Origin of the sequence: Agromyces chromiiresistens (assembly GCF_029167465.1) — a bacterium.
GTDB lineage: Bacteria > Actinomycetota > Actinomycetes > Actinomycetales > Microbacteriaceae > Agromyces > Agromyces chromiiresistens.
Map to the genome: position 1 here is coordinate 1420856 of NZ_JARFNL010000004.1, position 25447 is coordinate 1446302.

General features: G+C 71.8%; 23 protein-coding genes. 14 read left to right on the plus strand and 9 right to left on the minus strand.

What is annotated here, in order from left to right; genetic code table 11:
- Nucleotides 1-7: 7 nt before the first annotated feature.
- Entirely contained in the window at nucleotides 8-1462 is a 1455-nt protein-coding gene (locus PX701_RS13740; protein ID WP_231431545.1) for a carboxylesterase/lipase family protein, read from the plus strand.
- Between the two features lie 132 nt (nucleotides 1463-1594).
- Here the strand turns inward: PX701_RS13740 and PX701_RS13745 are convergent, their stop codons facing one another.
- Nucleotides 1595-2044, minus strand: coding sequence for an Rv3235 family protein (locus PX701_RS13745; RefSeq protein WP_231431544.1), 450 nt, complete (start codon nucleotides 2042-2044; stop codon nucleotides 1595-1597).
- Between the two features lie 182 nt (nucleotides 2045-2226).
- Here PX701_RS13745 and PX701_RS13750 point away from each other — a divergent pair, with 182 nt between their 5' ends.
- Nucleotides 2227-2826, plus strand: coding sequence for a hypothetical protein (locus PX701_RS13750; protein WP_275506619.1), 600 nt, complete (start codon nucleotides 2227-2229; stop codon nucleotides 2824-2826).
- A 103-nt stretch (nucleotides 2827-2929) separates the two neighbouring features.
- Here PX701_RS13750 and PX701_RS13755 read toward each other — a convergent pair whose 3' ends face one another.
- Nucleotides 2930-3223 carry a helix-turn-helix domain-containing protein gene (locus tag PX701_RS13755; RefSeq protein WP_275506620.1) on the minus strand — a complete coding sequence of 98 codons (294 nt, stop codon included), beginning with the start codon at nucleotides 3221-3223 and terminating at the stop codon, nucleotides 2930-2932.
- A gap of 132 nt (nucleotides 3224-3355) precedes the next feature.
- Between PX701_RS13755 and PX701_RS13760 the strand changes: the two genes are divergently transcribed.
- The 3 genes from PX701_RS13760 (at nucleotide 3356) to PX701_RS13770 (ending at nucleotide 6829) form a co-directional block, all read left to right on the plus strand.
- Nucleotides 3356-3976 carry a CpaB family protein gene (locus PX701_RS13760; protein WP_231431541.1) on the plus strand — a complete coding sequence of 207 codons (621 nt, stop codon included), beginning with the start codon at nucleotides 3356-3358 and terminating at the stop codon, nucleotides 3974-3976.
- 1 nt (nucleotide 3977) lies between these two features.
- On the plus strand, nucleotides 3978-5219 hold the full coding sequence (locus tag PX701_RS13765; protein WP_231431540.1) for a CpaE/TadZ family protein: 1242 nt from the start codon (nucleotides 3978-3980) through the stop codon (nucleotides 5217-5219).
- Nucleotides 5220-5335: 116 nt separating this feature from the next.
- Nucleotides 5336-6829, plus strand: a complete 1494-nt coding sequence (locus PX701_RS13770; RefSeq protein ID WP_231431539.1) for a sensor histidine kinase — start codon at nucleotides 5336-5338, stop codon at nucleotides 6827-6829.
- Between the two features lie 157 nt (nucleotides 6830-6986).
- Here the strand turns inward: PX701_RS13770 and PX701_RS13775 are convergent, their stop codons facing one another.
- Nucleotides 6987-7235, minus strand: a complete 249-nt coding sequence (locus PX701_RS13775) for a WhiB family transcriptional regulator (protein ID WP_055859573.1) — start codon at nucleotides 7233-7235, stop codon at nucleotides 6987-6989.
- Nucleotides 7236-7432: 197 nt separating this feature from the next.
- Here PX701_RS13775 and PX701_RS13780 point away from each other — a divergent pair, with 197 nt between their 5' ends.
- The gene (locus PX701_RS13780; protein WP_275506621.1) at nucleotides 7433-7924 is read left to right on the plus strand and encodes a hypothetical protein; all 492 of its coding nucleotides are present in this window, start codon (nucleotides 7433-7435) and stop codon (nucleotides 7922-7924) included.
- 95 nt (nucleotides 7925-8019) lie between these two features.
- Here PX701_RS13780 and bcp read toward each other — a convergent pair whose 3' ends face one another.
- The 3 genes from bcp to aroA form a co-directional block, all read right to left on the minus strand.
- Nucleotides 8020-8496, minus strand: coding sequence for a thioredoxin-dependent thiol peroxidase (bcp, locus tag PX701_RS13785; protein ID WP_231431537.1), 477 nt, complete (start codon nucleotides 8494-8496; stop codon nucleotides 8020-8022).
- Nucleotides 8497-8564: 68 nt separating this feature from the next.
- The gene (rsgA, locus tag PX701_RS13790; protein ID WP_231431536.1) at nucleotides 8565-9602 is read right to left on the minus strand and encodes a ribosome small subunit-dependent GTPase A; all 1038 of its coding nucleotides are present in this window, start codon (nucleotides 9600-9602) and stop codon (nucleotides 8565-8567) included.
- Nucleotides 9599-10969 (minus strand): 3-phosphoshikimate 1-carboxyvinyltransferase, encoded by a 1371-nt coding sequence (gene aroA / locus PX701_RS13795; RefSeq protein WP_275506622.1) that lies wholly within the window; start codon nucleotides 10967-10969, stop codon nucleotides 9599-9601. Before aroA ends, rsgA begins: the two co-directional genes overlap by 4 nt.
- A 51-nt stretch (nucleotides 10970-11020) precedes the next feature.
- Here aroA and PX701_RS13800 point away from each other — a divergent pair, with 51 nt between their 5' ends.
- Genes PX701_RS13800 through PX701_RS13810 form a run of 3 tightly spaced genes read left to right on the plus strand, consistent with a single transcriptional unit; the run spans nucleotide 11021 to nucleotide 14293 of the window.
- Complete coding sequence (locus PX701_RS13800; protein WP_374201136.1) at nucleotides 11021-11740, plus strand: sigma-70 family RNA polymerase sigma factor; 720 nt, start codon at nucleotides 11021-11023, stop codon at nucleotides 11738-11740.
- Nucleotides 11737-11997 carry a zf-HC2 domain-containing protein gene (locus tag PX701_RS13805; protein WP_231431534.1) on the plus strand — a complete coding sequence of 87 codons (261 nt, stop codon included), beginning with the start codon at nucleotides 11737-11739 and terminating at the stop codon, nucleotides 11995-11997. The genes PX701_RS13800 and PX701_RS13805 overlap by 4 nt, the downstream gene beginning before the upstream one ends.
- A 58-nt stretch (nucleotides 11998-12055) precedes the next feature.
- Nucleotides 12056-14293 carry an MMPL family transporter gene (locus PX701_RS13810; RefSeq protein WP_275506623.1) on the plus strand — a complete coding sequence of 746 codons (2238 nt, stop codon included), beginning with the start codon at nucleotides 12056-12058 and terminating at the stop codon, nucleotides 14291-14293.
- 72 nt (nucleotides 14294-14365) lie between these two features.
- On the opposite strand, the gene PX701_RS13815 is transcribed toward PX701_RS13810, so the two are convergent.
- Nucleotides 14366-18142 (minus strand): multifunctional oxoglutarate decarboxylase/oxoglutarate dehydrogenase thiamine pyrophosphate-binding subunit/dihydrolipoyllysine-residue succinyltransferase subunit, encoded by a 3777-nt coding sequence (locus PX701_RS13815; protein ID WP_275506624.1) that lies wholly within the window; start codon nucleotides 18140-18142, stop codon nucleotides 14366-14368.
- A gap of 144 nt (nucleotides 18143-18286) precedes the next feature.
- Here PX701_RS13815 and guaB1 point away from each other — a divergent pair, with 144 nt between their 5' ends.
- From guaB1 to PX701_RS13835, 4 genes are all read left to right on the plus strand, one after another.
- Complete coding sequence (guaB1, locus tag PX701_RS13820) at nucleotides 18287-19726, plus strand: GMP reductase (RefSeq protein WP_231431531.1); 1440 nt, start codon at nucleotides 18287-18289, stop codon at nucleotides 19724-19726.
- A gap of 139 nt (nucleotides 19727-19865) precedes the next feature.
- Nucleotides 19866-21197 carry a hemolysin family protein gene (locus tag PX701_RS13825; protein WP_231431530.1) on the plus strand — a complete coding sequence of 444 codons (1332 nt, stop codon included), beginning with the start codon at nucleotides 19866-19868 and terminating at the stop codon, nucleotides 21195-21197.
- Entirely contained in the window at nucleotides 21194-22231 is a 1038-nt protein-coding gene (locus tag PX701_RS13830; protein WP_275506625.1) for a hemolysin family protein, read from the plus strand. Before PX701_RS13825 ends, PX701_RS13830 begins: the two co-directional genes overlap by 4 nt.
- Before the next feature lie 93 nt (nucleotides 22232-22324).
- Nucleotides 22325-22753: a VOC family protein gene (locus tag PX701_RS13835; RefSeq protein WP_231431528.1), complete on the plus strand. Its 429-nt coding sequence runs from the start codon at nucleotides 22325-22327 to the stop codon at nucleotides 22751-22753.
- A 9-nt stretch (nucleotides 22754-22762) separates the two neighbouring features.
- On the opposite strand, the gene PX701_RS13840 is transcribed toward PX701_RS13835, so the two are convergent.
- Both PX701_RS13840 and PX701_RS13845 read right to left on the minus strand, forming a co-directional pair.
- A complete protein-coding gene (locus PX701_RS13840; RefSeq protein ID WP_231432366.1) occupies nucleotides 22763-23857 on the minus strand; it encodes an NADH:flavin oxidoreductase/NADH oxidase in 1095 nt (364 codons plus the stop codon).
- Between the two features lie 11 nt (nucleotides 23858-23868).
- Nucleotides 23869-24519, minus strand: a complete 651-nt coding sequence (locus PX701_RS13845; RefSeq protein WP_275506626.1) for an HAD family hydrolase — start codon at nucleotides 24517-24519, stop codon at nucleotides 23869-23871.
- Nucleotides 24520-24543: 24 nt separating this feature from the next.
- Between PX701_RS13845 and PX701_RS13850 the strand changes: the two genes are divergently transcribed.
- On the plus strand, nucleotides 24544-25392 hold the full coding sequence (locus PX701_RS13850) for an ADP-dependent NAD(P)H-hydrate dehydratase (RefSeq protein ID WP_231431526.1): 849 nt from the start codon (nucleotides 24544-24546) through the stop codon (nucleotides 25390-25392).
- Nucleotides 25393-25447 lie beyond the last annotated feature (55 nt).

The window sequence follows — 25447 nt, forward strand, 5'->3', positions numbered from 1 at the left end:
GCTCGGCGTGACCGACCCGATCGCCGTCGTCTCCGCGGGGAGGCTGCGCGGCACCCGCTCCGGCGGGGTCGCGCGCTTCCTCGGCGTGCCGTACGCGGCGGCGCCGTTCGGCGACCGCCGCTTCGCGGCCCCCGAGCCGCATGCGGGATGGGCGGGCGAACGGGATGCCTCGTCGCCCGGCGCCACCGCGCCGCAGGCGCCCTACGGCGGCGGCCTCGAGCGGGTGCTGCCCTCGATCGAGGTCGACGGCAGTGAGATCCTCAACCTGAACGTGTGGTCGCCGGATGTCTTCGGCTCGGGCGCCGTCGCCGATGCGCCCGGGTCGAGTCCGGTGATGGTGTGGGTGCACGGCGGCGCCCTGACACGTGGTGCGAACGCGCTCGACAGCTACGACGGAGCACCGTTCGCGCGCGACGGCATCGTCTTCGTCTCGGTGAACTACCGGCTCGGGTCCGAGGGGTTCTCGGTGCTCGACGGCGCACCGCTCGACCTCGGGCTCCTCGACGTCATCGCGGCGCTGCGCTGGGTGCGTCGTGAGATCTCGGCCTTCGGCGGCGACCCGGCCCGCGTCACCGTCGCGGGGCAGTCGGCCGGTGCGTCGCTCATCGCCGCCGTGCTCGCCCATCCCGAGGCATCCGGCCTCGTCGACCGGGCCATCCTGCAGAGCGGGCCGCTCGCGGCGCGACCGCGGGAGAAGGCCGGCCGCATCACACGGCTCATCGCCGCGGACCTCGGCATCGCCTCGACGCGAGACGCGTTCGCGGCGGTCGCGCCGAGCGACCTCGTGGCCGCGCAGCAGCGGGTGACGCAGGGAACGACCCCCGTCACGGGCGGGCCCGGGTTCGCGATCGCGATCGGCGACGGGCTGCCCGATCCCGAGCAGGCGCTCGTGGCCGGCTCGGCCGACGAGGTTCCGATGCTCATCGGGTGCACCGCTGAGGAGGCCCGGTTGTGGCTGCATCCGACGGGGCTCGTCGCGCGGATCGGCCGCCGGCACCTGCTCGCCGCGCGTCTCGCGTTCCGCATCCGTGCCGGCACGATGCGCCGCTACCGTCGCAACCGGCCCGGCATCGGACGGGGCGACCTGTTCGGCGTGCTCGCCACCGACCTCCTGCTGCGGTTGCCGATCAACCGGCTCGCCGACGCCCGGCTCGACCGCGGTGCCGCGACGTGGGTGTACGAGTTCGGCTGGCGGAGCCCGCGACTCGAGCTGGGCGCCGCGCACTGCATGGAGCTGCCCGCCGTGTTCGACCGGCTCGACGCGCCCGACGCGTCGGCGCTGACCGGGGGAGCGGCCCCGGTGTCCCTCGCGGTCGAGATGCACGGCGCATGGGTGTCGTTCTGCCGTGACGGCGACCCGGGGTGGGAGCGGTGGAGCCGCGAACGGCCGGTGCGCACCTTCGACGCGGAGACCCGCACCGTGCTCGCTCCGCGAGAGGACGAACGCGCCTCCTGGTCGTGACGACCGCGCACGCGGGGCGTCGCACGATCGCATGGCGATGACCCGGTGCTGCGGCGCACCCGAGATGCGCGGCGCACCGAAGCATGCGGCACCGGCTCGCGTGCTGGGCCCCGGCCGACGGATCGGGTGGTGCTAGAGCACGCCGATGGCGCTCGCGCGCCAGCGCTGGTCGAGCCCTTCGAGTCGGATCGCGACGGCGCGCGAGCGCGCCCGCTGGTGCACCATCACGACTGCCTCGACCACACCGTCGGCGGGTTCGCAGATGTGCACGTTGCCGACCGAGAAGGCCGGGCGCTGGGGCGACTGGCCCTTCACGCGGCGGGCCCTGGCTGCGAGGACGACGCGCTTCGAGAGGTTGCGGTAGACCTCGTCGGTCACCCACCGGGCCAGCTGCTCGAGGTCGCGCGCCCCGGCGAGCGACTCGATCACGCAGTGCGTGAGATTGCGCAGCAACTGCTCGGGGTCGGGCAGCTGGTCGCGCCGAGCCCGTTGCCGGGCGAAGTACTCGTCTTCGTCGTCGAGGTGGCGGGCTGCAGCGCCCTGCACGGCCGTCGTTCGGGCGGCGGCATCGCGTACGGTCATCTTCGCTCCAGTAGGGCTGGCGGTCGCGAGCCTCGCAGCGTCGCGACGGGAACCACCCCCACTCGGGGGACACGGTGGATTCCTGAAGCGAATGTAAGCATGCCTGCCGAAGGTGTCAAGAGAATTCTCCGGCTGTGGAGAACTCCGCGCGCCGTCGTCGTCGTCGAGGTACCGTCGCGGGTATGCGCTGGGACCAGCTGTTCGCCGACCTCGAGGGTCAGCTCGATCGCGAGCACCTCGACGAGCAGCGCGCGCTCGAGCTCGAGGAGGAACGGCTCCGCCTCGGCCGGCTGACCCTGCGCGACCGCATCGCGGCGCTCACCCGGTCGTCCGAGTCCGCCGCCGAGTCGGTCGTGCGCATCGAACTGCAGGGCGGCGGCGTCGTCGGCCTGCGGCCGCTCGCATTCGGGCGCGACTGGCTGAGCGCGGAGACCCGGCACCACGGCCGGGTACCCGACCAGGTGGTCGTGCCGTTCACGGCGATCGCCGCGATCCTTCCGGGTCGCGAGCAACTCGAGCCGAGCCTTGCTGCGGTACCGGAGGCTTCGGTGCGCCTCGCCGAGCGGATCGGGCTGCCGTTCGTGCTGCGCGACCTCGCGCGCCGCAGGACGGCCGTGCAGCTGACGACGGTCGACGGCATCGCGCACGGCACGATCGACCGCGTCGCACGCGACCACCTCGACCTCGCGCTCCACGAGCCGGGCGCTCCGCGTCGTGAGCGCGACGTGCACGGCTACCGGATCGTGCCCCTGGCGCGCCTGCTGCTGGTCCGGTTCGACTGATCGGCCGGGCGGCGCGGGGAGCTCGCCCGTGCCCGCTCCGCCCCTTGGCAGCTCCGCGCCGGGCCGGCGGGCGGTCGCGCCGGCCTTGCAGGGCGCGGGCGGATCAGTCGACCGGGCGGATGCGACCGGCTCGCACGCCGGAGAGCTCGGTGATGTTGGCGAACTCGCCCTCGTTCCACGCGACGTCGACGCGCGTCGCTTCGTACCGCAGCTCGATCCACACCTCGAGCTGGGCGCGCTCGATGCGCCACGGACCCGAGCTGCCCACGCGGATCGCGGGGAGCTCGCCGCTGCGGATGAGCGCGTCGACCGTCGCCACGTCGACGGCGAGGATCTCTGCCGCGTCGGCGATCGTGAGGAAGCGGCCGATCGCGTCGCCCGAACCTGGTGAGGTCATGTCTCGATTATCGACCCGTCGCGTCGACCGCAGGCGGCGCCGCGGCCGTTGTGGATAACTTCGGGACGAACTTCGCGGATGGGGTGACGATGGTGTCCGGCGCATGCGCGCCGGGAGGAGGAGCGAGACCAGATGACCGGTCGCAACCGACGTGAACGCGGCGCCGTTCGACTCGACCCGAGGCTGCTCATCGGGATCGTGCTCGTCGCCGGCTCGACCATCGGCGTCTGGGCGCTCGTCGACGGCCTCGACGACACCGTCGACGTCTACGTGGCACGGGAGACCCTCACACCGGGCGCCGAGCTCGAGCTCGATCGGCTGGACGTCGAGTCGGTCCGCCTCGGCACGGCCGAAGCAGGCTATCTCCGGGTCGACGACACCGACGACGGGCTCGTCGTCACCCGCACCGTCGGCAAGGGCGAGCTCGTGCCCGCCGCAGCCGTCGGCGATGCCGACGCCACCGGGCTGTCCGTCGTCGTGGTACCGAGCCGAGGCACCCTCGCACGCGGTCTCGACGCAGGGTCGAGGGTCGACGTGTGGTCGGCGCGCGCGAAGGACCGCGGCGGATTCGAGGCGCCCAAGGTGCTCGTCGCCGACGCCGAGATCGCGGGCATCGTCGAGGACGACGGCATGGTCTCGTCGGGCGGGGCCTCGGTCGAGGTCCTCGTCCCGAGCGACCGGGTCGCCGCCGTGCTCGAGGCGCTCGCCACCGGCGATGCCATCGACCTCGTCGCATCCGGCTCGGGCGACTGAGATGGCGCGGATCGCACTCGCGCTCGACGCCGCGACCGAGGAACGGCTGCTCGCCGACCTCGTCGAGCACGGGCACACGGTCGTCGCGCGGCTCGTCGGCTGGCGCGACCTCGTCGACAGCCTCGACGTCCTCGCGCCCGAGGCGGTCGTCGTCGGCGCCGGGCGGGGCACGCTGAACGCCGAGCTCCTGCGTGCCTGCGACGAGCGCGGCATCCGGCTCGTCGCCGTCGCGGGCGATGACGCGGAGCGGGCGCAGGCGGCCGCCCTCGGCGTGCACGAGATCGCCGGCCGCGGCGCCGGATGGCCCGAGATCGAGCCGCTCGTCGCCGGGGCGGCACCGCTGCCGTCGCGGTTCGACTCCGGTTCCGCGGCACGGCCGGAGGCTGCGGTCATCGCCGTGTGGGGCCCGGCCGGCGCGCCCGGGCGCACGACGATCGCCGTCAACATCGCCGCGGAGCTCGCCGCGGCCGGCCATCGCGTCGCGCTCATCGACGCCGATCCGTACGGGGGTGCGGTCGCACCCGCGCTCGGCCTCCTCGACGAGACACCCGGGTTCGCCGCCGCGTGCCGCCTCGCCGGCGCCGGTTCGCTCGACCGGACCGAGCTCGAGCGCGTCGCGCAGCGTTACACCTCGCCGCGCGCGTCGTTCGACGTGTACTCGGGACTCGTCGGGCCCAACCGATGGCCCGAGCTCGCGCATGCGCGCGTGAGCTCGGCGCTCGAGGCGATGCGCGGGCAGTTCGAGTACCTCGTGGTCGACACCGGGTTCAGCCTCGAACGCGACGAGGAGCTCACGAGCGACCAGTTCGCGCCGCGACGCAATGCCGCGACGTTCGCGGTCCTCGAGGCGGCCGACCGTGTCGTCGCCGTCGGCCTCGCCGATCCCGTGGGCCTGTCGCGACTCCTCCGCGGCCACGGCGAACTGGTCGCGCTCGTCGACCCCGAGCGTGTCGACGTGATCGTGAACCGGGTCCGCCAGAGCGCCCTCGGCATCGACGCCCACGCCCAGGTGCGGCAGACCCTGCAGCGGTTCGCCGGCATCGACACGGCCACCCTGCTGCCGCATGACGGACGCGCCGCCGATGCGGCGATCCTCGGTGCACGCACCCTGCGCGACGCCGCGGGCCGGGCACCGCTGCGTGCGGCGCTCCGCGATTACGTGCTGCGTGCGATCCTCCCCGAGCCGGCGCCGCGTCGGCGAGGGTTCGCGCTGCCGGTGCTCCGCCGGGCCGAGCTCGGGTGAGGCCTGCGGCCCCGCTGCGTCGCGCGCCGCGAGCTCCGCCGCCGAGCGGCCAGGCCGATCGATCACGGCTCCGCCGGCTGCGTGGCGACGAGGCATCCGCGCACTACGCTGGGTCTGTGTCGACCCTCAGTGATCTCGTCCTCGCCCAGGGCCGCAGCAGTCAGGCCGACGTCGACTGGCTGCACATGCTCGTCGGCGACCTGCAGCTGCTCGCCGATCTCGCCTTCGCCGACATCGTGCTCTGGGTGCCGTCGGGCGACGACGACTTCGTCGCCGTCGCGCACTCGCGGCCGTCGAGCGCGGCGACGCTCTTCTACCGCGACTTCGTCGGCCAGGAGATCAAGCCGCAATGGCGCGACCTCGTGACGGCGGCGTTCGCGACCGCGACGATCGCCGACTCCTCAGCGCCCGACTGGTACGAGGAGATGCCGACCCGGGTTCGGGCCGTGCCCGTCATGCGACGCCTCACCGACACGGGGACCGCCATCGCCCCCGAGCCGGTGGCGGTCATCACCCGGCACACCAACCTCGGCGCGACGCGCACCCCGAGCCGGCAGGAGCTCACGTTCAACGAGTGCGCCGAAGAGCTCTTCCAGATGATCGCGTCGGGCGACTTCCCCGACCTCGGGGCGCCCACGGGCCCGCGACGGGGCGCGCCGCGAGCGTCCGACGGGCTGATCCGCCTCGACGTCGACGGCGTGACGACGTTCGCGAGCCCGAATGCGCTCTCGGCGTTCAACCGCATGGGCTTCGACGACGAGCTCGAGGGCGAGTCGCTCGCCGAGGTGACGACCGGACTCCTCGGCGGCAAGCTCGTGGTCGACGAGTCGCTGCCGCTCGTGGTCACCGGCCGCGCACCCTGGCGCACCGACGTCGAGTCCCGCGGGGTGACGGTGTCGCTCCGGGCGATCCCGATCCGCCGGCGCGGCGAGCGCATCGGTGCGATCGTGCTCACGCGCGACGTCACGGAACTGCGCCACCAGGAGCAGGAGCTCATCACGAAGGACGCGACGATCCGCGAGATCCACCACCGCGTCAAGAACAACCTGCAGACGGTCGCGTCGCTGCTGCGCATCCAGGCGCGTCGCACGCACTCCGACGAGGCGCGCGAGGCGCTCACGCAGGCGATGCGCCGCGTCGGGGCGATCGCCGTCGTGCACGACACGCTGTCGACCGGCCTCAGCCAGAACGTCGACTTCGACGAGGTGTTCGACCGGGCGCTGCTGCTCGTCGCCGAGGTCGCGTCGGCGCACAACACGACCGCGCACCCCAAGCGGCAGGGCTCGTTCGGCGTGCTGCCGAGCGAGTACGCGACGCCGCTCGCGCTCGCGCTCACCGAGCTCGTCACGAACGCGGTCGAGCACGGACTCGCGGGGCAGGAGGGCGATGTGGAGATCATCGCGAACCGCTCCGACACGATGCTCACCGTGCAGGTGCGCGACACGGGCGCCGGCCTGCCCGAGGGCAAGGTCGGCGAAGGCCTCGGCACGCAGATCGTGCGCACGCTCATCCAGGGCGAGCTCGGCGGCACGATCGACTGGCACACGGTCGTCGGCCGCGGCACCGAGGTGACGATCGACGTGCCGCTGCGCTGGATCACCCAGGCGTAGCGGGCGGCACCGACGCGGCGACAGGCCCGTCGTACCGTCGCGGCATTCGCACGCCGGTCAGGACGCGCTCGCGGAGAACGGCCCGACCGGCGTCCGAGCCTCTGAAGCGATGGTGCGCCGGGTGCGCGCGGCTCGGCGGCGCAGAGCGCGCGGGGTCTCAGCCCGCGCGGCGGGCGCGAGCGGCGCGGCGCTTGAGGGCGCGACGCTCGTCTTCGGAGAGGCCACCCCACACGCCCGAGTCCTGACCGGTCTCGAGGGCGTACTGCAGGCAGATCTCGGTGACGGTGCAGCGGGCGCAGACGGCCTTGGCCTTCTCGATCTGGTCGACGGCGGGGCCGGTGTTGCCGACCGGGAAGAAGAGTTCCGGGTCTGCGGTGAGGCAGGCGGCCTTGTCGCGCCAATCCATGGAGATGCTCCTTGCGGGTGTTCGTTCGCAGACGTGCGTGATTGCACGTGCCCGTTCGGGCTGCTGCAGGGGGAAAGTCGAATCTCGGGAAGTAGGATCATGACTGATCGGCTCACCACCCTGTGAGCATCAATTCGACCTTGTAAATGGTCGCATAGCCCCGAGTCCGAATCAATAGCCATGAATGGGATAACCCTGTGAATCGACGCGACGACCGGCCCGACGCGACAGGCGGCGTCCCGTCCGCGGCATCCTCGTCGGCCGTTGCCGACGGCGGGGCCCGCACCGCGCTCGTCGTCGTGAGCGCGCTGCTGTTCGCCGAGGCCCTGCTCGTCGCGGGCCTGCTGGGCTGGCTCGTGGTCGACCTCTTCTCGCTCGAGCCGTCGTCGATGGCGACGGCGATCGCGCTCATCGTGCTCGTCGCGATCGGTGCGATCTGGGTGTGGGCGGTCGCCGTCGCGTCGCTGCGTCGGGCCCCGTGGTCGCGTGCAGCGGCCATCGTGTGGCAGATCCTGCAGCTGTCGGTGGCCGTGGGGGCGTTCCAGGGCCTGTTCGCGCGGCCCGACGTCGGCTGGCTGCTGCTCGTGCCGGCCGTGATCGTGATCGGGCTCTTGCTGTGGACGCCCGTGCGCATCGCCTACTCGCGCCCCGAGGACCGCCCCGTCGAGGAGGCGCCACCCGGAGCCTGAGGCCGCGGGAGGCCGCCGACGCGGTGGGTCCGGCCCGGAGACACGGGAGCCCGGTCGCACGCGCGACCGGGCTCCTGGCGGATCAGGCGACGGACTCAGCCGTCGAGGCCGAGCTCGCGGCGCACGCGTGCCACGTGCCCCGTCGCCTTCACGTTGTACATGGCGCGCTGGATGCGGCCGTCCTCGTCGATGATGAAGGTCGAGCGGATCGAGCCGACGACGATCTTGCCGTAGAGCGACTTCTCGCCCCACACGCCGTACTGCTGCTGCACCGCGAGGTCGGGGTCGGAGAGGAGGGTGAAGTTCAGGCGGTCGCGCTCGGCGAAGCGGGCGAGCTTCGCGGCGTCGTCCTTCGAGACGCCGATCACCCGGATGCCGGCGCTCTTGAAGGAGTTGAGGCTGTCGCGGAAGTCGCACGCCTCGGTCGTGCAGCCGGGGGTCATCGCCTCCGGGTAGAAGTAGAGGACGACCTTCGACCCGCGCAGCGACGAGAGCGTGACGGGGTCGCCGTGCTGGTCGTCGAGCGTGAAGTCGGGGGCGAGGTCGCCAGGGCCAAGTCGTGCATCGGTCATGCCTTCCATCGTAGGCAGCCTTCGATGTGCGGATGCCTCGGCCGCTGCCGAGCGACCGCCGAAGCAGGTCAGGCGAAGGTCTCGAGCAGGCGCTGCAGCGAGTCGAGGCGGGCACGGCCCGTGTCGCCGAGCTCGCCGGCGTCGACGGCTTCGACGATCGCGCAGTCGGGCGCATCGGGCAGGTGCGTGCAGCCGCGCGGGCAGCGCTCCGCGATGCGCGCGAGGTCGGTGAACGCGCCGAGGATGTTCGCCGGATCGACGTGCCCGAGCCCGAACGAGCGCACTCCGGGGGTGTCGATCGCCCAGCCGGTGCGACCGTCGTGCTCGATGCGCAGCGACACCGTCGACGACGACGTGTGCCGTCCGCGGCCGGTCACCACGTTCACGTGCCCCGTCGCACGGTGCGCGCTCGGAACGAGCGCGTTCACGAGGGTCGACTTGCCGACGCCCGAGTGGCCGACGAACACCGTGCGATGGCCGACGAGCGCGTCGGCGATCTCGTCGAGCGGCATCGCGTCGGCACGCGAGCGGAACACGGGCAGGTCGAGCCCCGCGAAGTTCGCGAGGAACGCACCAGGATCGGCGAGGTCGGTCTTCGTCATGCAGAGCAGCGGCCGGATGCCGGCGTCGAAGGCGGCCACGAGGTACCGGTCGATGAGGCGGATACGGGGCTCGGGGTCGGCGGCGGCCACCACGATGAGCATCTGGTCGGCGTTCGCGACGATCACGCGCTCGACCTCGTCGGTGTCGTCGGCGCTGCGGCGCAGCAGCGTGGTGCGCTCCTGCACGCGCACGATGCGAGCGAGCGTGCCCTCGGAACCCGAGACATCGCCGACGAGATCGACCCGGTCGCCCGTGACGACCGACTTGCGGCGGAGCTCCGATGCGCGGGCGGCCGTCAGCTCGTGCTCGTCGGGTCCGCCGTCGTCGACGAGCACGGTGTAGCGCCCACGGTCGACGCCGAGCACGGTGCCGGTCACCGCGTCGGCGTGCTCCGGTCGCACCTTGGTGCGCGGGCGCGAGCCCCGGCGGTTGGGGCGCACGCGAACGTCGGACTCGTCGAACTCGGGCTCGTCGTCGTCATCGTCGGTGCTCCACCACGTCATGCCAGCAGCTGCTCCCAGAGCTCGGTGAACTGGGGCAGCGTCTTCGACGTCGAACCGATGTCGTCGACGACGACATCGTCGACGGCCAGCCCGACGATCGCGCCGGCGGTCGCCATGCGGTGGTCGGCGTAGGCGTGCCAGACTCCACCGTGGAGCTCGGCCGGCTCGACGCGCAGTCCGTCGTCGAGCTCGGTGACGCGCCCGCCGAGGGCGTTGAGCTCCGCCGCGAGGGCCGCGAGGCGGTCGGTCTCGTGGTGGCGGATGTGGCCGATGCCCGTGAACGTCGACGGCTCGCCGGCGAAGGCGGCGAGGGCGACGAGGTTGGGCACGAGCTCGCCGGCCTCCGAGAGGTCGAGATCGACGCCGCGGATGCCGCGACCCGCGCCGTCGGCGGCCTTCGGTGCGTGCACGGTGAGCCGGTCGCCGTCGCGCTCGACGCGAGCCCCGAAGCGGGGGAGCAGCTCGGCCAGCTGCGCACCGACCTGCGTGGTCTCGCTCGGCCAGCCCGTGATCGTGACGGAACCGCCGGCCACGAGCGCCGCGACCAGGAAGGGGGCGGCGTTCGAGAGGTCGGGCTCGATGTCGACGTCGACGGCGTGGATCGGACCGGCGGTCACGGTCCAACGGCCGGTCTCGGGACTTTCGACCGCCACGCCGCGTGCCGCGAGGGTCGCGATCGTCATCTCGATGTGCGGCATGCTCGGCAGGCGGTCGCCGACGTGGCGCAGGTCGAGTCCGTCGTCGAACCGCGCTGCGGACAGCAGGAGACCGGAGACGAACTGGCTGGACGCCGACGCGTCGATCTCGAGGGAGCCCCCGGCGACGCGGCCCGTGCCGTGCACGGTGAACGGCAGGGTGCCCCGACGGTCGTCGTCGAGATCGACGCCGAGGCCCGTGAGTCCCTCGATCACGCCCGACATCGGTCGCTTGCGTGCGTACTCGTCGCCGTCGAAGGTCGTCGGGCCGAGCGCGAGCGCCGCGACCGGCGGAAGGAAGCGCATGACCGTGCCCGCCAGGCCGCAGTCGATCGTCGTCGAGCCGACCAGTTCCTCGGCGGGCGTCACCCGAAGGTCGTCGCCGAAGCCGCCGTGCCCGGGAACGCGCTCGAATCGCGTGCCGAGTGCGCGCAGGCCCTCGATCATGAGCTCGCTGTCGCGCGACCAGAGCGGGGCGCGCAGGGTGGACGGGCCGTCGGCGAGGGCGGCGAGCACGAGCTCGCGGTTCGTGAGCGACTTCGAGCCGGGCAGCGCCAGTGCCGCGGTCAACGGGGCGGTCGCGCGCGGCGCGCGCCACGAGGCATCCGCATCGGTCTGTTTCATGTCGCCGTACGGGTCGAACTCGGGTTCGGAATACCTCGAAATCTGCATCGGTTATCAACAGTAGCGTCGCAGGGCCAGGGGAGCGCGACGCGGAAGGAGATGGTGCGCGTGTCGCTTGCCGTGCTCGAGCGCCCGACGAGGGCGGTCGCCGACGATCTAGGATTGCTCGTGATGACTGCCGACGAGATCGACCAGGCGCCCAGCGGTTCGGAAGCCCCCGAAGAGGCCCGACCGCTCGGCGAACTCTTCGAAGAGCAGGCGCTGCCGTTCCTCGACCAGCTCTACGCTGCTGCGTTGCGCATGACGAAGAACCCGGCCGACGCGCAGGACCTGGTGCAGGAGACCTTCGTCAAGGCCTACGCGGCGTTCGCGCAGTTCAAGCAGGGCACGAACCTGAAGGCGTGGCTCTACCGCATCCTCACCAACACCTTCATCAACAGCTACCGCAAGAAGCAGCGCGAGCCCTACCAGGGCACCATCGACGAGCTCGAGGACTGGCAGCTCGGCGGCGCCGAGTCGACGACCGCGCGGTCGAGCCGCTCGGCCGAGGCCGAGGCGATCGACCACCTGCCCGACAGCGCCGTGAAGGACGCGCTGCAGGCCCTGCCCGAGGACTTCCGGCTGGCCGTCTACTTCGCCGACGTCGAGGGATTCTCGTACCAGGAGATCGCCGACATGATGAACACCCCCATCGGGACCGTGATGAGCCGCCTGCACCGTGGCCGGCGGCTGCTGCGCGAGTCCCTCGCCGACTACGCCCGCGAACAGGGATTCGCCGCGGCCGAGAAGGCGCCGAAACCTGCGAGGAGCACGAAATGACCGACTGCGGTTGCGAGAAGGCCCGGGCCGAGCTCGAGGAGTTCCTGCACAACGAGCTGCAGGCCGCCGACGCGGTGGACATCCGCGAGCACGTCGAGAACTGCGTCGACTGCCAGGCGGAGCTGCGCGTGGGCGTCGCGATCACCGAGGTCGTGCAGCGCGCGTGCCGCGAGAGCGCGCCCGACGAGTTGCGGGTGCAGGTGCTGACGAAGATCCGCTTGTACCAGTCGACCCATACGGTGACCGTCGCCGAGTAGCGCGGGTTCAACCGTTCGTTCGATGTGCGACGGGTCTCGTCGCCCGTAGCGTCGGGGTGTGATCGAAACTCGTGCCCGTCGTCGCGTGCCCACGTGGCTGCGCGTCCTCATCCCCGTCGTCCTCATCCTCGTCTGGTTCGCCGCGTTCGGCGCCGGCGGCTCGTCGTTCGGCTCGCTGAGCAAGCTGTCGGTCAACGACCAGAGCCAGTTCCTGCCGTCCTCCGCCGAGGCGACCGAGGTCGACGCGCTGCAGGAGGCGTTCCGCGACACCGAGACGATCCCGGCGATCGTGGTCGTCGCGACCGACGACGGCACCGACCTCGACGACGCGCAGCTCGCCGCCGTCGACGACCTGCGCTCGGCGTTCGCCGACGTGCCGGGCGTCATCGATGACGAGGTATCGCCCGCGATCGCCTCAGACGACGGCGAGGCGGTCGAGATCGTCGTGCCGATCGAGTCGGGCGACGGGGCCGAGCGCGCGTCGGACGTCGTCGGCGAGCTCCGCGCCGCCATCGACGACGTGCCGATCGAGGGGGCGACGGTCGCCGTAGCCGGGCCGGCCGGCTTCAGCGCCGACATCGCGGGCGCCTTCAGCGGCATCGACGGCCTGTTGCTCGCGGTCGCGCTCGCCGCCGTCTTCGTCATCCTCATCGTGGTCTACCGCTCGCCGCTCCTGCCGCTCATCGTGCTGTTCACGAGCATGTCGGCCCTTTGCGCGGCCGTGCTCACGGTCGTCTCGCTCGCGAAGGCCGACGTCATCGTGCTCTCGGGGCAGACGCAGGGCATCCTCTTCATCCTCGTGATCGGCGCCGCGACCGACTATGCGCTGCTGTACATCGCGCGGTATCGCGAGACACTCGCCCGGTACGAGCGCAAGTGGGATGCCACGTGGGCGGCGCTGCGCGGATCGTGGGAGCCGATCGTGGCGAGCGGCGGCACGGTCATCGTCGGGCTGCTCATCCTGCTCGTGAGCGAGCTGAACTCGAACAAGGCGCTCGGCCCCATCGCCGCGATCGGCATCGTGTTCGCGCTGCTGTCGGCCCTCACCCTGCTGCCGGCTCTCCTCCTCTGGGCCGGCCGTGCGGCGTTCTGGCCGCGCAGGGTCGCGCACGCGGGCGATCCCGACGCCGACCTCGCGCACGCGAAGCACGCGGCGGGCGTCGTGCACGGTGCATCCGCCCCCGACGAGCGCGACCTGCCCGACCGCGGCCTGTGGGCCGGTGTCGGCCGCCTCGTCTCCCGCCGGCCGCGCACCGTCTGGATCGTGTCCGTGCTCGCGCTCGCCGGCATGTCGCTCGGCCTCGCCCAGCTCGACGCCGACGGCGTGCCGTCGAGCGAGTTCGTGCTCGGTGAATCGCAGGCGCGCGACGGGCAGGCGACGATCGGTGAGCACTTCCCGGCCGGGTCTGGCACCCCGGCGGTCATCATCGGACCGGAGGACGAGCTGCAGGCGATGGCCGACGTGGCGCTCGCGACCCCCGGCGTCGACTCGGTGTCGGTGGTCTCCGCCGATTCGCCGTCGGGCTCGGCACCCGTCACCGGGGACGGCGTGCAGGCGTTCGGCCCGCCCGGAACCCCCGCGCCGGCGCCCACCGTCGTGGACGGCCGCGTCCTCGTGCAGGCCACCCTGTCGGACGCCTCGGACTCGCTCAAGGCCGAGGCGACCGTCGCCTCGTTGCGCGACGCGCTCGACGAGGTCGGCACCGACGTGCTCGTCGGCGGCCAGACGGCGGTCGCGCTCGACACGAACGACGCGGCGATCGCCGATCGCACGCTCGTCATCCCGCTCGTGCTCGCGGCGATCCTCGTGATCCTCATGCTGCTGCTGCGCTCGATCGTGGCGCCGCTCATCCTCATCGGCAGCGTCGTGCTGTCGTTCGCCGCCGCGCTCGGCGTCTCGGCGCTCGTGTTCGAGCACGTCTTCCACTTCCCTGGCGCAGACCCGTCGGTGCCGCTCTTCGGATTCGTGTTCCTCGTCGCGCTCGGGGTGGACTACAACATCTTCCTGATGACGCGCGTGCGCGAGGAGTCGCTGCGGTTCGGCACGCGGCCCGGCATCATCCGCGGGCTGCGGCTCACGGGCGGCGTGATCACCTCGGCCGGGCTCGTGCTCGCCGCGACCTTCGCGGCGCTCGGGGTACTGCCGATCCTGTTCCTCGTGCAGATCTCGTTCATCGTCGCGTTCGGCGTGCTGCTCGACACGTTCCTCGTGCGCACGCTGCTCGTGCCGGCGCTCGCCTACGACCTCGGTCGCGCGATCTGGTGGCCGAGTCGCCTCGCGCGCGGCGAGCTCTGACCTCGATCCGACGCGAATACGACGAAGCGGGATGCCGTGGAGGCATCCCGCTTCGTCGTACCGGCCGATCGGCTAGAGCGTGGTGGCCCGGCGCACCAGCTCGGCCTGCTCGGCCGCGTGGCGCTTGGCCGACCCGGTCGCGGGCGACGCCGCGGGCTGTCGGGCGACGACCTCGACGGGGCGCGGCCCGAGCTTGTTCGTCTCGATGATGAAGTACGGCCAGGCGCCCTGGTTCTCGGGCTCGTCCTGCGCCCACATGAGCTCGGCGTCGGGGTAGGCGTCGACGACGGCCTTCAGCTCGACGGCCGGCAGCGGGTAGAGCTGCTCGACGCGGACGACGGCGACCTCGGTGTTCTGCTGCTTGTCGAGCTCGGCGATCAGGTCGTAGTAGATCTTGCCCGAGACGAAGACGACGCGCTTGACCTTCGAGCGATCGGTGATGCGCGCATCGTCGATCACCGGCTCGAACTTGCCCTGCGTGAAGTCGTCGACCGGGCTCGTCGCACCGCGCAGGCGCAGCATCGCCTTGGGCGTGAAGACCACGAGAGGCTTCCGCGGACGGGCGTACGCCTGCCGGCGCAGCAGGTGGAAGTATGATGCGGGCGTCGAGGGGCGCGCGACCGTCATGTTGTTCTCGGCGCAGAGCTGCAGGTAGCGCTCGATGCGGGCGCTCGAATGGTCGGGGCCCTGGCCCTCGTAGCCGTGGGGGAGCAGCAGCACGACGCTCGAGCGCTGGCCCCACTTCTGCTCGGCCGAGGAGATGAACTCGTCGATGATGGTCTGCGCGCCGTTCGCGAAGTCGCCGAACTGCGCCTCCCACAGGACGAGCGCGTCGGCCCGCTCGACCGAGTAGCCGTACTCGAAGCCCATGGCCGCGTACTCGCTGAGGAGCGAGTCGTAGATCCAGAAGCGGGCCTGGTTCTCGGCGAGGTTCTGCAGCGGCAGCCACTCCTGGCCGTTCACGCGGTCGTGGAGCACCGCATGGCGCTGCACGAACGTGCCGCGGCGGGCGTCCTGGCCGGCGAAGCGCACCGGCGTGCCCTCGACGAGCAGCGATCCGAGCGCGAGCAGCTCGCCGAAGCCCCAGTCGATGTTGCCGTTGCGGCTCATGTCGTGGCGCTTCTGCAGCAGCTGCTGGATCTTCGGGTGCACCGTGAACCCGGCGGGCTTGTTGTTGAAGGCGTCGCCGATGGCGTGCACGACCTCGAGCGAGACGCCGGTGGTCTCGAGCTCGCCGGTGGCGGGCTCGGGCGGGTGCACCTGTGCGGTCGCGCCGACCACGTCGATCGCGCCCGTCTGCACCGCGTGCGTCTCGGCGAAGGCGCGCTCCATGCGGTCCTGGAAGTCGCGGTGCGCCTCTTCGTACTCGGCCTCGGTGATGTCGCCGCGACCGACGAGCGCCTCGGTGTAGAGCTTGCGGACGCTGCGCTTGGCCTCGATCAGGTTGTACATGAGCGGCTGCGTCATCGAGGGGTCGTCGCCCTCGTTGTGGCCGCGGCGGCGGTAGCAGACGAGGTCGATGACGACATCGCGCTTGAACTCCTGGCGGTATCGGAACGCGAGCTCGGCCACCCGCACGACGGCCTCGGGGTCGTCGCCGTTCACGTGGAAGATGGGCGCCTGGATGGTCTTGGCGACGTCGGTCGAGTAGATCGACGAGCGGGCGTCGCCCGGCACCGTCGTGAAGCCGACCTGGTTGTTGATGTTGACGTGGATGGTGCCGCCGGTGCGGTAGCCGCGCAGCTGCGACATCTGCATCGTCTCGACGACGACGCCCTGGCCGGCCATGGCTGCGTCGCCGTGCACGAGGATCGGCAGGGTCGAGAAGGTGCCGATCGGCTTGCGGTCCTGCTTCGCGCGCACGATGCCCTCGAGCACGCCGTCGACGGCCTCGAGGTGCGAGGGGTTCGCCGCGAGCGAGACGGGCACCTGGTGTCCGTCGTCGGCGGTGAAGGTGCCCTCGGTGCCGAGGTGGTACTTCACGTCGCCGGAGCCGTGCGCCGACGCCGTGCCCTCGAACTCGCGGAACACCTGGCCGTACGTCTTGCCGGCGATGTTGGTGAGCACGTTGAGCCGCCCGCGGTGGGCCATGCCGATGGCGACCTCGTCGAGGCCCTCTTTCGCGGCACCCTGGAGGATCTCGTCGAGGAGGGCGATGACGGACTCGCCGCCCTCGAGGCTGAATCGCTTCTGGCCGACGTACTTCGTCTGCAGGAAGGTCTCGAACGCCTCGGCCTCGTTGAGCTTGCGCAGGATGCGCATCTGCTCGTCGTGCGTCGGCTTCTCGTACGGGCGCTCGACCTCGTTCTGGATCCACTGGCGCTGCACCGGGTCCTGGATGTGCATGTACTCGATGCCGATGGTGCGGCAGTACGAGTCGCGCAGGACGCCGAGGATGTCGCGCAGCAGCGCCTTGCGCTTGGCGCCGAAGCCGCCGGTGACGAACTCGCGGTCGAGGTCCCAGAAGGTGAGCCCGTGGGTCGCGATGTCGAGGTCGGGGTGCGAGCGCTGCACGTACTCGAGCGGGTCGGTGTCGGCCATCATGTGACCGCGGACGCGGAACGAGTTGATGAGCTCCTGCACGCGGGCGGTCTTGTCGATCGCGCTCGCGACGTCGACGGCGATGTCGGGCGCCCATCGGATGGGCTCGTAGGGGAGGCGGAGCGCGGCGAAGATGCCCTCGTAGAAGTCGCGCTGGCCGATCAGCAGCTCGTGGACCTTCTTCAGGAACTCGCCCGAGCCGGCGCCCTGGATGACCCGGTGGTCGTAGGTCGACGTGAGGGTGATGGTCTTGCCGATCGCGAGGTTGGCGAGCGTCTTCTCGCTCGCGCCCTGGAATTCGGCCGGGTACTCGAGGGCGCCCGCACCGATGATGCAGCCCTGGCCCTTCATGAGGCGGGGCACCGAGTGCACGGTGCCGATGCCGCCGGGGTTCGTGAGCGAGATCGTGGCGCCCGAGAAGTCGTCGGCCTTGAGCTTGTTCTGGCGGGCCCGCGAGACGAGGTCTTCGTAGGCGGTCAGGTACTCGTTGAACGTCATCGTCTCGGCGCGCTTGATCGCGGGCACGAGGAGCGCACGGGTGCCGTCGGGCTTCGGGACGTCGATCGCGATGCCGAGGCCGATGTGCGCGGGCTTCACGAGGCTCGGCTTGCCGTCGACCTCGGAGTAGTAGACGTTCTGGCTCGGGAAGTCCTTGAGCGCCTGGATGAGCGCCCAGCCGATGAGGTGGGTGAAGCTGATCTTGCCGCCGCGGGTGCGCCGCAGGTGGTTGTTGATCACGATGCGGTTGTCGATCATGAGCTTCGCCGGCACGGTGCGCACGCTCGTCGCGGTCGGCACGGTGAGCGACGCGTCCATGTTCGCGGCGAGGGCCTTCGGCATGCCCTTGAGGGTGACGACCTGGTCTTCCTCGGGGGCCTCGGCGACGACCGGCTGCGGGCTCGTGACGGGCACGTCGGCCGGAACCGGCTGGGTGCGCGGCGCGACGGAGGTGGTCCGTGCCGCGGGGGTCTGGCCGATCACGGGGATCGGCGCGGTCGCCGGCGCGGGCTGCGCAGGGGCATCGGCGGCGGGGGCCGCCGGCTCGGCGCCCGTCTGGGTCGGCGCATCCGGCTGCGCGGAAGCGGCCGGTCCGGCCGGCGCGGGCGCTTCGGCTCCGACGCCGTTCGACGCGGCACCGCCGTCGGTCTGCACGCGGTGGTACTGCTCGAGCACCGGCCACCAGGTCTTGTCGACCGATTCGGGGTCGGCGAGGTACTTCTCGTACATCTCGTCGACGAGCCACTCATTGGCCCCGTATTCGCCCGACGCCGTCTCGTCGGCTCCCGCCCCGGTCAATTGGCTCGACACAGCCTCTCGCCCACTCTCTCCGTTGATGCTGGTTTGCGGAGATCGACCCGGCCGCGCACGCGAACGTGGCCGATCACCCACACAAGCCTAAACCCCGCGCGCGGCGCCCGGCGCACGTCGTCGCGCGCCGCCTACGCTGGGGGCATGGAGTTCTACCGAACCGCGCCGACGCACGACCTCACCTACTCCGACGTGTTCCTCGTTCCGAGCCGCTCGGGGGTCACGAGCCGGCTCGACGTCTCGCTCGCACCCGACGACGGTTCCGGTGCGTCGGTGCCGATCGTGTCGGCCAACATGAACTCCATCACTGGGCCCCGCCTCGCCGCGACGCTCGCCCGCCGCGGCGGCATCGGGGTCCTCCCGCAGGACCTCCACCTGCAAGACCTGGCGGAGTCGATCCGATGGGTGAAGGCGCAGTCGCCGGCGTTCGACACGCCGCACTCGTTCGCGCCGGGCACGACGGTCGCGGAGGCGCTCGAGGCGATTCCGCCCGTCGACGGCCACGGCATCGTGCTGCACGACGAGAGGGGCGATTATGCGGGATGCCTCGTGGCCACGCGTCTCGCGAGCGCGCTTCCCGACGCCCGGCTCGGCGACCTCGTGCACGGCGGCATCCCGTCGCTCGACGCCGAGGACGTCGACACCCCGCGTCGCGCGTTCGATCTCATGGTCGATGCCGACCTCGAGTTCGCCCCCGTGCTGCAGCACGGCCGGGTGGTCGGCACGCTGAGCCGGCGCAGCGCCCTGCGCGGAACGATCTACTCGCCGAACGTCGATGCCGACGGTCGGCTCCGGGTCGCCGCCGCGGTCGGCATCAACGGCGACGTCGCGGCGAAGGCGACGGCGCTCGCCGCGGCCGGGGTCGACATGCTCGTCGTCGACACCGCGCACGGGCACCAGGAGGGCATGGTGCGCGCGGTGTCGATCGTGCGCGATCTCGACCTGGGGCTGCCGATCGTCGCGGGCAACATCGTCACCGAGGGCGCGGTCGCCGACCTCGTCGAGGCGGGCGCCGACGTGCTGAAGGTCGGTGTCGGACCGGGCGCGATGTGCACGACGCGCATGATGACGGCCGTCGGCCGCCCGCAGTTCTCGGCGGTGCTCGAGACGGCCGAGGCGGCCCGCGAGCTCGGCGCGCGGGTCTGGGCCGACGGCGGCGTGCGCTATCCGCGCGACGTGGCGCTCGCGCTCGCCGCGGGCGCCTCGTCGGTCATGATCGGCTCGTGGTTCGCCGGCACGATCGAGGCGCCCGGCACGCTCCGGCGCGACACGTCGGGTCGCCTGTTCAAGGAGAGCTGGGGCATGGCGTCGACGAAGGCGGTGCGCGAGCGGTTCGACCGGCTCTCCGCGTACGATCTCGCCCGCAAGGAGCTCTTCGCCGAGGGGATCTCGTCGTCGTCGATCTACCTCGATCCCCTGCGCCCGTCGCTCGAGGACCTGCTCGACATGATCACCTCGGGCGTGCGCAGCTCGTTCACCTACGCCGGCGCCCGCACGCTCGACGAGTTCCGCGAGCGCGCGCTCGTCGGCATTCAGTCGGCGGCCGGCTACGAGGAGGGCAAGGCGCTGCCGGTCAGCTGGTAGGCCGCTGCGCCGCGCTTCGGTGCGGTTCGCCCGGGATACCCGCGTCGTCGCCGATATACTGGATCGACAATGGACGATCCTCCCTCTGCGACTACGCCCGGCCATAGACCCTCGCCCGTGACCGTTCGGGGAGGTCGCGTTGTCTGAGTGGATACTCCTCGGCATCGGATTCCTCCTCACGATCGGCACGGGCTTGTTCGTTGCGAGCGAGTTCGCACTCGTCAATCTCGATCGCGCCGACCTCGAGGCTCGCCGCGAGCGCGGCGAGAGCCGGCTCGGCATGACGATCGCCGCGCTGAAGATCACCTCGACCCACCTGTCGAGCGCACAGCTCGGCATCACCCTCACGACGCTGCTCACCGGCTACACGATGGAGCCTGCGATCTCGTCGCTGCTCGCGGGTCCGCTCACGGCGGCCGGGCTGCCCGAGGCACTCGTCCGGCCGGTCGGGGCGACCACCGCGGTCGTGGTCGCGACGCTGCTGTCGATGGTGCTCGGCGAGCTCGTCCCGAAGAACTTCGCGCTCGCCCTCCCGCTCGCCACTGCGAAGCTGGTGATCCCGTTCCAGGCGGCGTTCACCTGGGTGTTCCGGCCGGCCGTGGTCCTGCTCAACGGCAGCGCGAACGCGCTCCTCCGGGCGATCGGCATCGAGCCGAAGGAGGAGCTCTCGGGGGCGCGCTCGGCCGAGGAGCTGTCGTCGCTCGTCCGGCGCTCCGCAAGCGCCGGGCTGCTCGAAGCGGACACCGCCACGCTGCTCGGTCGCACGTTGAGGTTCGCCGACCACGACGCATCCGACGTCATGACGCCGAGGCCCAGGGTCGCCGCCGTGCAGCGCCTCGAGCCCGCCGAGGCCGTGCTCGAGCTGGCCCGGCAGACCGGGTTCTCGCGCTTCCCCGTCTACGACGAGAATCTCGACGACATCGTCGGCGTGGTGCACGTCAAGCAGGCCGTCGCGGTGCCGCGCGAGCGGCGGAGCGACGTGCCGGCCTCGGCCCTCCAGTCCGACGCGCTGCGGGTGCCCGAGACGATCAAGCTCGACGCGCTGCTCGGCGAGCTCCGCGGACGCGGATTCCAGATGGCGGTCGTGGTCGACGAGTACGGCGGGACCGCGGGCGTCGCGACACTCGAGGACCTCGTGGAGGAGCTCGTCGGCGAGGTGGCCGACGAGCACGACCGCACACGCGCGGGCATCGTGCGCCGCGGCGACGTCGTGAGCTTCCCGGGCATCCTGCGTCCCGACGAGCTCGAGGAGCGCACCGGCATCCACGTGCCCGAGAACGGCGACTACGAGACCGTCGCCGGATTCGTGATGTCGGCGCTCGGGCGGCTGCCCGTCGTCGGCGACGAGGTGACGATCGACGAGGGCACGCTCGTCGTGCAACGGCTCGACGGCCGGCGCATCGACCGGTTGCGGTTCGTGCCGAAGCCCGTGCCCGCCGAGCCCGGCGACGACGAGGAGGCGGGTCGATGAGCGACTGGATCGGAATCGTCTGGCTCGTGGTGCTCCTCATCGCGAACGCCTTCTTCGTCGGCGCGGAGTTCGCCGTCATCTCGGCGCGCCGCTCGCAGATCGAGCCGCTCGCCGACGGGGGGCGACGCAGCGCCAAGACGGCGCTCTGGGCCATGGAGCACGCGACGCTCATGCTCGCGATGAGCCAGCTCGGCATCACGGTCTGCTCGCTGCTCATCCTGAACGTCTCGGAGCCCGCGATCCACCACCTGCTCGAGGTGCCGCTGCACCTCACCGGGTGGTCGGAGGAGGTCGTGGCGACGGTCGCGTTCGTGGTGACGCTCGTGCTCGTCTCGTACCTGCACGTCGTGTTCGGCGAGATGGTGCCGAAGAACCTCTCCTTCTCGGTGCCCGACAAGGCGGTGCTCCTGCTCGCGCCGCCGCTCGTGTTCCTGGCGCGCATCTTCAAGCCGATCATCGTCGCGCTCAACGCGACGGCGAACGGGGTGCTGCGGCTGTTCGGCGTCCAGCCGAAGAACGAGGCCAACTCGACGTTCACGCTCGAGGAGGTGCAGACGATCGTCGACCAGTCGCGCCGCGAGGGCGTGCTCGACGATGCGAGCGGCACGCTCACTGCGGCGTTCGAGTTCACCGCGAAGCGCGTGAAGGACGTCGCGGTGCCGGTGTCGGCACTCGTGAGCCTCCCGCCGGGGGCGACGCCCGGCGACGTCGAGCGGGCGGTCGCCCGCCGCGGGTTCTCGCGGTATCCGATCCTCGATGCCGACGGCGAGCCCGACGGCTACGTGCACCTGAAAGACGTGATCGACCTCGACGACGACGAGTTCGACGATCCGATCCCGGCCAAGCGGGTGCGCCGGCTCGTGTCGATCTTCGACGGCACCGACCTCGAGGACGCACTCGCCACGATGCGGCGCCTCGGCACGCACGTCGCCCGCACCTTCCAGGAGGACGGCGCGACCAGCGGCGTGATCTTCCTCGAGGACATCATCGAGGAGCTCGTCGGCGAGGTGCAGGACGCGACTCGGCGCGGATAGGGGCGCGGGCGTCTCGACACGTCGCACCGTCCCCTCCTCGATCGCGATCGGAGGCGTAGACTTGGCTCGGCCCGAGGAACCCGAGGAAAGATCATGTTCGAGAAGATCATGGCGTCTGCGGTGCTGCCCGCCGCGGACATCGCCCGTTCGCGGCAATGGTGGCACGACGTGCTGGGCCGCGACCCGCTGATGGAGGACGACGAGTCGCTCTTCTACGAGATCGGCGGCGTCGTGGTGATGGTCTACCGCACCGACTACGCCGGTACCGCGCAGAACACCGCGTTCAACCTGTTCACCGACGATCTCGACCGCGACATGACGGCGCTGCGGACGCTGGGGGTCGTCTTCCACGACTACGACCTTCCCGGGCTCACGACCGTCGACGGCGTCGCCGACCTCGACGGCGAGCGTGCCGCCTGGTTCAGCGACAGCGAGGGGAACATCTTCGCCCTCGGCGAGATGTCGCCGGAGCGGAGCGAGGCGGCGGCGCGACTGCGGGAGGCGATGACGCGCGGCGCGTGATGGCGCCCGTCACCATTCGCCGTCGTTGAGCTCGGGCCGAGCCCGCAGGTACTGGCTCGGCCACATCGAGGTGCCCGCACCGAGTTCGTGCGCGGCCCGCATCGCGAAATGCGGGTCGCGCATCATGGCCTTGCCGAGCATCACCGCGTCGGCGCGGCCCTCCGCCACGAGCGCCTCGGCCTGCGCGGCGTTCGTGATGCGGCCGACGGCCGACACCGGGGCATCCGATCGTTCGCCGACGTACTCGGCGAACCGGGCCTGGTACCCGGGGCCGACGGGGATGTCGGCCGAGGCGACGAGGCCGCCGGTCGAGACGTCGAAGAAGTCGGCGCCGGCCTCCTCGGCCCAGCGGGCGACCTGCGCGGTCTGCGCCTCGTCCCAGCCGCCCGGGGTCCAGTCGGTTGCCGAGAATCGCACGAAGAGCGGCATCGCCTCGCCGATCTCGGCGCGGACCGCGCGCACGACCTCGAGCAACAGCCGGGCGCGGTTCTCGAGGGTTCCGCCCCACTCGTCGGTGCGCCCGTTCGACAGGGGCGAGAGGAACTGGTGCACGAGGTAGCCATGGGCGGCGTGCACCTCGACGAGGTCGAAGCCCGCGCGAACGGCGCGCGCGGCGGCTCGACGGAAGTCGTCGACGACGCCCGCGATGCCGGCCGCGTCGAGGGCGACCGGCTCGCGCAGCCCGTCGAAGGCGATCGCCGATGCCGACACCGTCGTCCAGCCGCCCTCGTCGAGCGGCTGCGAGCCCCGGCGGCGCATGGGCTCGGGCCAGACCGAGGCCTTGCGGCCCGCGTGCGCGAGCTGCAGACCCGCAGCCGCGCCCTGCGACCGGATGAACCGGGTGATGCGCGCCCACGCCTCGACGTGCTCGTCGCCCCAGATGCCCGTGTCGTGATCGGAGATCCGTCCCTCGGGACTCACCGCCGTGGCCTCGGCCATGACGAGCCCGGCGCCGCCGGCCGCCATCGCGCCGAGGTGCACGAGATGCCAGTCGCCGGGCGCGCCGTCGCGGCCCGTGACCGAGTACTGGCAGAGCGGCGGCACCCACACCCGGTTGCGGATCTCGAGCCCGCGGATCGTGATGGGCCGGAAGAGCGCGGGCAGGTCGCCCTCGCTCACGCGAGGCTCCGGAGCCAGCGCTCGAGCCCCGAGGCATCCGTGAAGACGTGGCCGTCGCCGCCCACAGCTCGGGCGCCCTCGACGTTCTCCGACTTGTTGTCGACGAAGAGCAGGTCGGATGCCTGGATGCCGAGCTCGTCGATGACGTGCTCGTAGATCTCGGCGTCGGGTTTCACGAGGCGCAGCTCGCCGCTCACGAACACGCGCTCGAACAGCGGCGCGAACGAGCCGTGGCGAAGCCATCCCGCGTAGTCGGCGCCCGCGTTCGACAGCAGGGCGAGCCGGGTGCCGCCGGCAGCGAGGGCGTGCACGACCGCGAGCGTTCCCGGGTCGACCGAGAGCCACCCGCGGTGGTCGATCGCCCACAGCTCGTGCACGTCGATCTCGCTCCACTCGACACCGAGGTCGAGGGCGACGGCCCGCCAGTAGTCGGCGATCGAGGTCGTGCCGCGGTCGAGGCCGTCGCGGTGCGCCCAGTACGCCGACCAGAACGCGCCGGTCGCGGTGCCCGAACCCGGTTCGACGCCCGCCCGGGCCAGGAGGGCTGCACGGTCGGCTCCGCTCGGCTCGCGCGAGATGACCTCGCCGTAGTCGAACACGACGACTCGAGGGGACAGGCTGATCGGGGCGAGGGCTGTCGGAGACATCACCCTCCAACCTATCGTTGGAGCATGGGCACCGAGTGGCAGGACTGGACGGCCGCCGACGCGGCCCGCTGGGTGCGGGCACCCGGCATCGACGACGACAAGTACTCCCGCGGGGTGCTCGGCGTGATCACGGGATCGAGCGACTACCCGGGGGCCGCGGTCCTCGGTGTCGAGGCGGCCACTCGGGCCGGCGTCGGCATGGTGCGCTACACCGGGCCGAGGGGCGTGCGTGCCGCGGTGCTGCTGCGCAGGCCCGAGACCGTGACGGTCGCCGGCCGCGTGCAGGCGTGGCTGATCGGCTCGGGCATCGATCCGGGGCGGCGTTCGTTCGTGCTGCAGGGCGACCTGCAGCACGCGCTGGCGTCGCGGTTGCCCGTCGTGCTCGACGCGGGTGCGCTCGACCTCGTCGGGACGCACACGGCACCCACGGTCATCACGCCCCACGCGCGTGAACTCGCGACCCTGCTCACCTCGCGCGAGGTCGACACGACGGTCGAGGCGGTGCGCGCCGACCCGGGCGGGTGGGCCGAACGCGCCGCGCACGAACTCGGGGTCGCCGTGCTGCTGAAGGGCGCGGTCACGCGCATCGCCGACCCGGCGGGTTCCCGCATCGCGGTGACGGCGCCGACGCACTGGCTCGCCTCCGCGGGGACCGGCGACGTGCTCGGCGGGGTGCTCGGCGCCCTCGTTGCGACGCACCACGCCGAGCTCGCCGTCGACGCGGGCGTCATCACGAACCTCGCGGCGACCGCGGCCTGGATCCACGGCGAAGCGGCGCGACGTGCGAGCGAGGCCGTCGCGGGGGGCCCGGTCGCCGCGCTCGACATCGCCGCGGTCGTCCCGACCGTCGTGGGCGAGCTGATCGCGAGCTGAATCGGGGCGGCGACCGGCTTGGGACCCCGCGCGGGGAGGCTCGGCTCGGGTGAGC

What these genes read in the sequence shown, in the direction of transcription:
- PX701_RS13755 (WP_275506620.1), bottom strand. Translation starts at nt 3,223, where the DNA reads ATGACCTCACCAGGTTCGGGCGACGCGATCGGCCGCTTCCTCACGATC.
- PX701_RS13845 (WP_275506626.1), bottom strand. Translation starts at nt 24,519, where the DNA reads ATGTCTCCGACAGCCCTCGCCCCGATCAGCCTGTCCCCTCGAGTCGTC.
- PX701_RS13830 (WP_275506625.1), top strand. Translation starts at nt 21,194, where the DNA reads ATGAGCGACTGGATCGGAATCGTCTGGCTCGTGGTGCTCCTCATCGCG.
- PX701_RS13800 (WP_374201136.1), top strand. Translation starts at nt 11,021, where the DNA reads ATGGTGCGCGTGTCGCTTGCCGTGCTCGAGCGCCCGACGAGGGCGGTC.
- PX701_RS13835 (WP_231431528.1), top strand. Translation starts at nt 22,325, where the DNA reads ATGTTCGAGAAGATCATGGCGTCTGCGGTGCTGCCCGCCGCGGACATC.
- PX701_RS13775 (WP_055859573.1), bottom strand. Translation starts at nt 7,235, where the DNA reads ATGGATTGGCGCGACAAGGCCGCCTGCCTCACCGCAGACCCGGAACTC.
- PX701_RS13765 (WP_231431540.1), top strand. Translation starts at nt 3,978, where the DNA reads ATGGCGCGGATCGCACTCGCGCTCGACGCCGCGACCGAGGAACGGCTG.
- PX701_RS13750 (WP_275506619.1), top strand. Translation starts at nt 2,227, where the DNA reads ATGCGCTGGGACCAGCTGTTCGCCGACCTCGAGGGTCAGCTCGATCGC.
- PX701_RS13805 (WP_231431534.1), top strand. Translation starts at nt 11,737, where the DNA reads ATGACCGACTGCGGTTGCGAGAAGGCCCGGGCCGAGCTCGAGGAGTTC.
- guaB1 (WP_231431531.1), top strand. Translation starts at nt 18,287, where the DNA reads ATGGAGTTCTACCGAACCGCGCCGACGCACGACCTCACCTACTCCGAC.
- aroA (WP_275506622.1), bottom strand. Translation starts at nt 10,969, where the DNA reads ATGCAGATTTCGAGGTATTCCGAACCCGAGTTCGACCCGTACGGCGAC.
- PX701_RS13850 (WP_231431526.1), top strand. Translation starts at nt 24,544, where the DNA reads ATGGGCACCGAGTGGCAGGACTGGACGGCCGCCGACGCGGCCCGCTGG.
- PX701_RS13760 (WP_231431541.1), top strand. Translation starts at nt 3,356, where the DNA reads ATGACCGGTCGCAACCGACGTGAACGCGGCGCCGTTCGACTCGACCCG.
- rsgA (WP_231431536.1), bottom strand. Translation starts at nt 9,602, where the DNA reads ATGACGTGGTGGAGCACCGACGATGACGACGACGAGCCCGAGTTCGAC.
- PX701_RS13745 (WP_231431544.1), bottom strand. Translation starts at nt 2,044, where the DNA reads ATGACCGTACGCGATGCCGCCGCCCGAACGACGGCCGTGCAGGGCGCT.
- bcp (WP_231431537.1), bottom strand. Translation starts at nt 8,496, where the DNA reads ATGACCGATGCACGACTTGGCCCTGGCGACCTCGCCCCCGACTTCACG.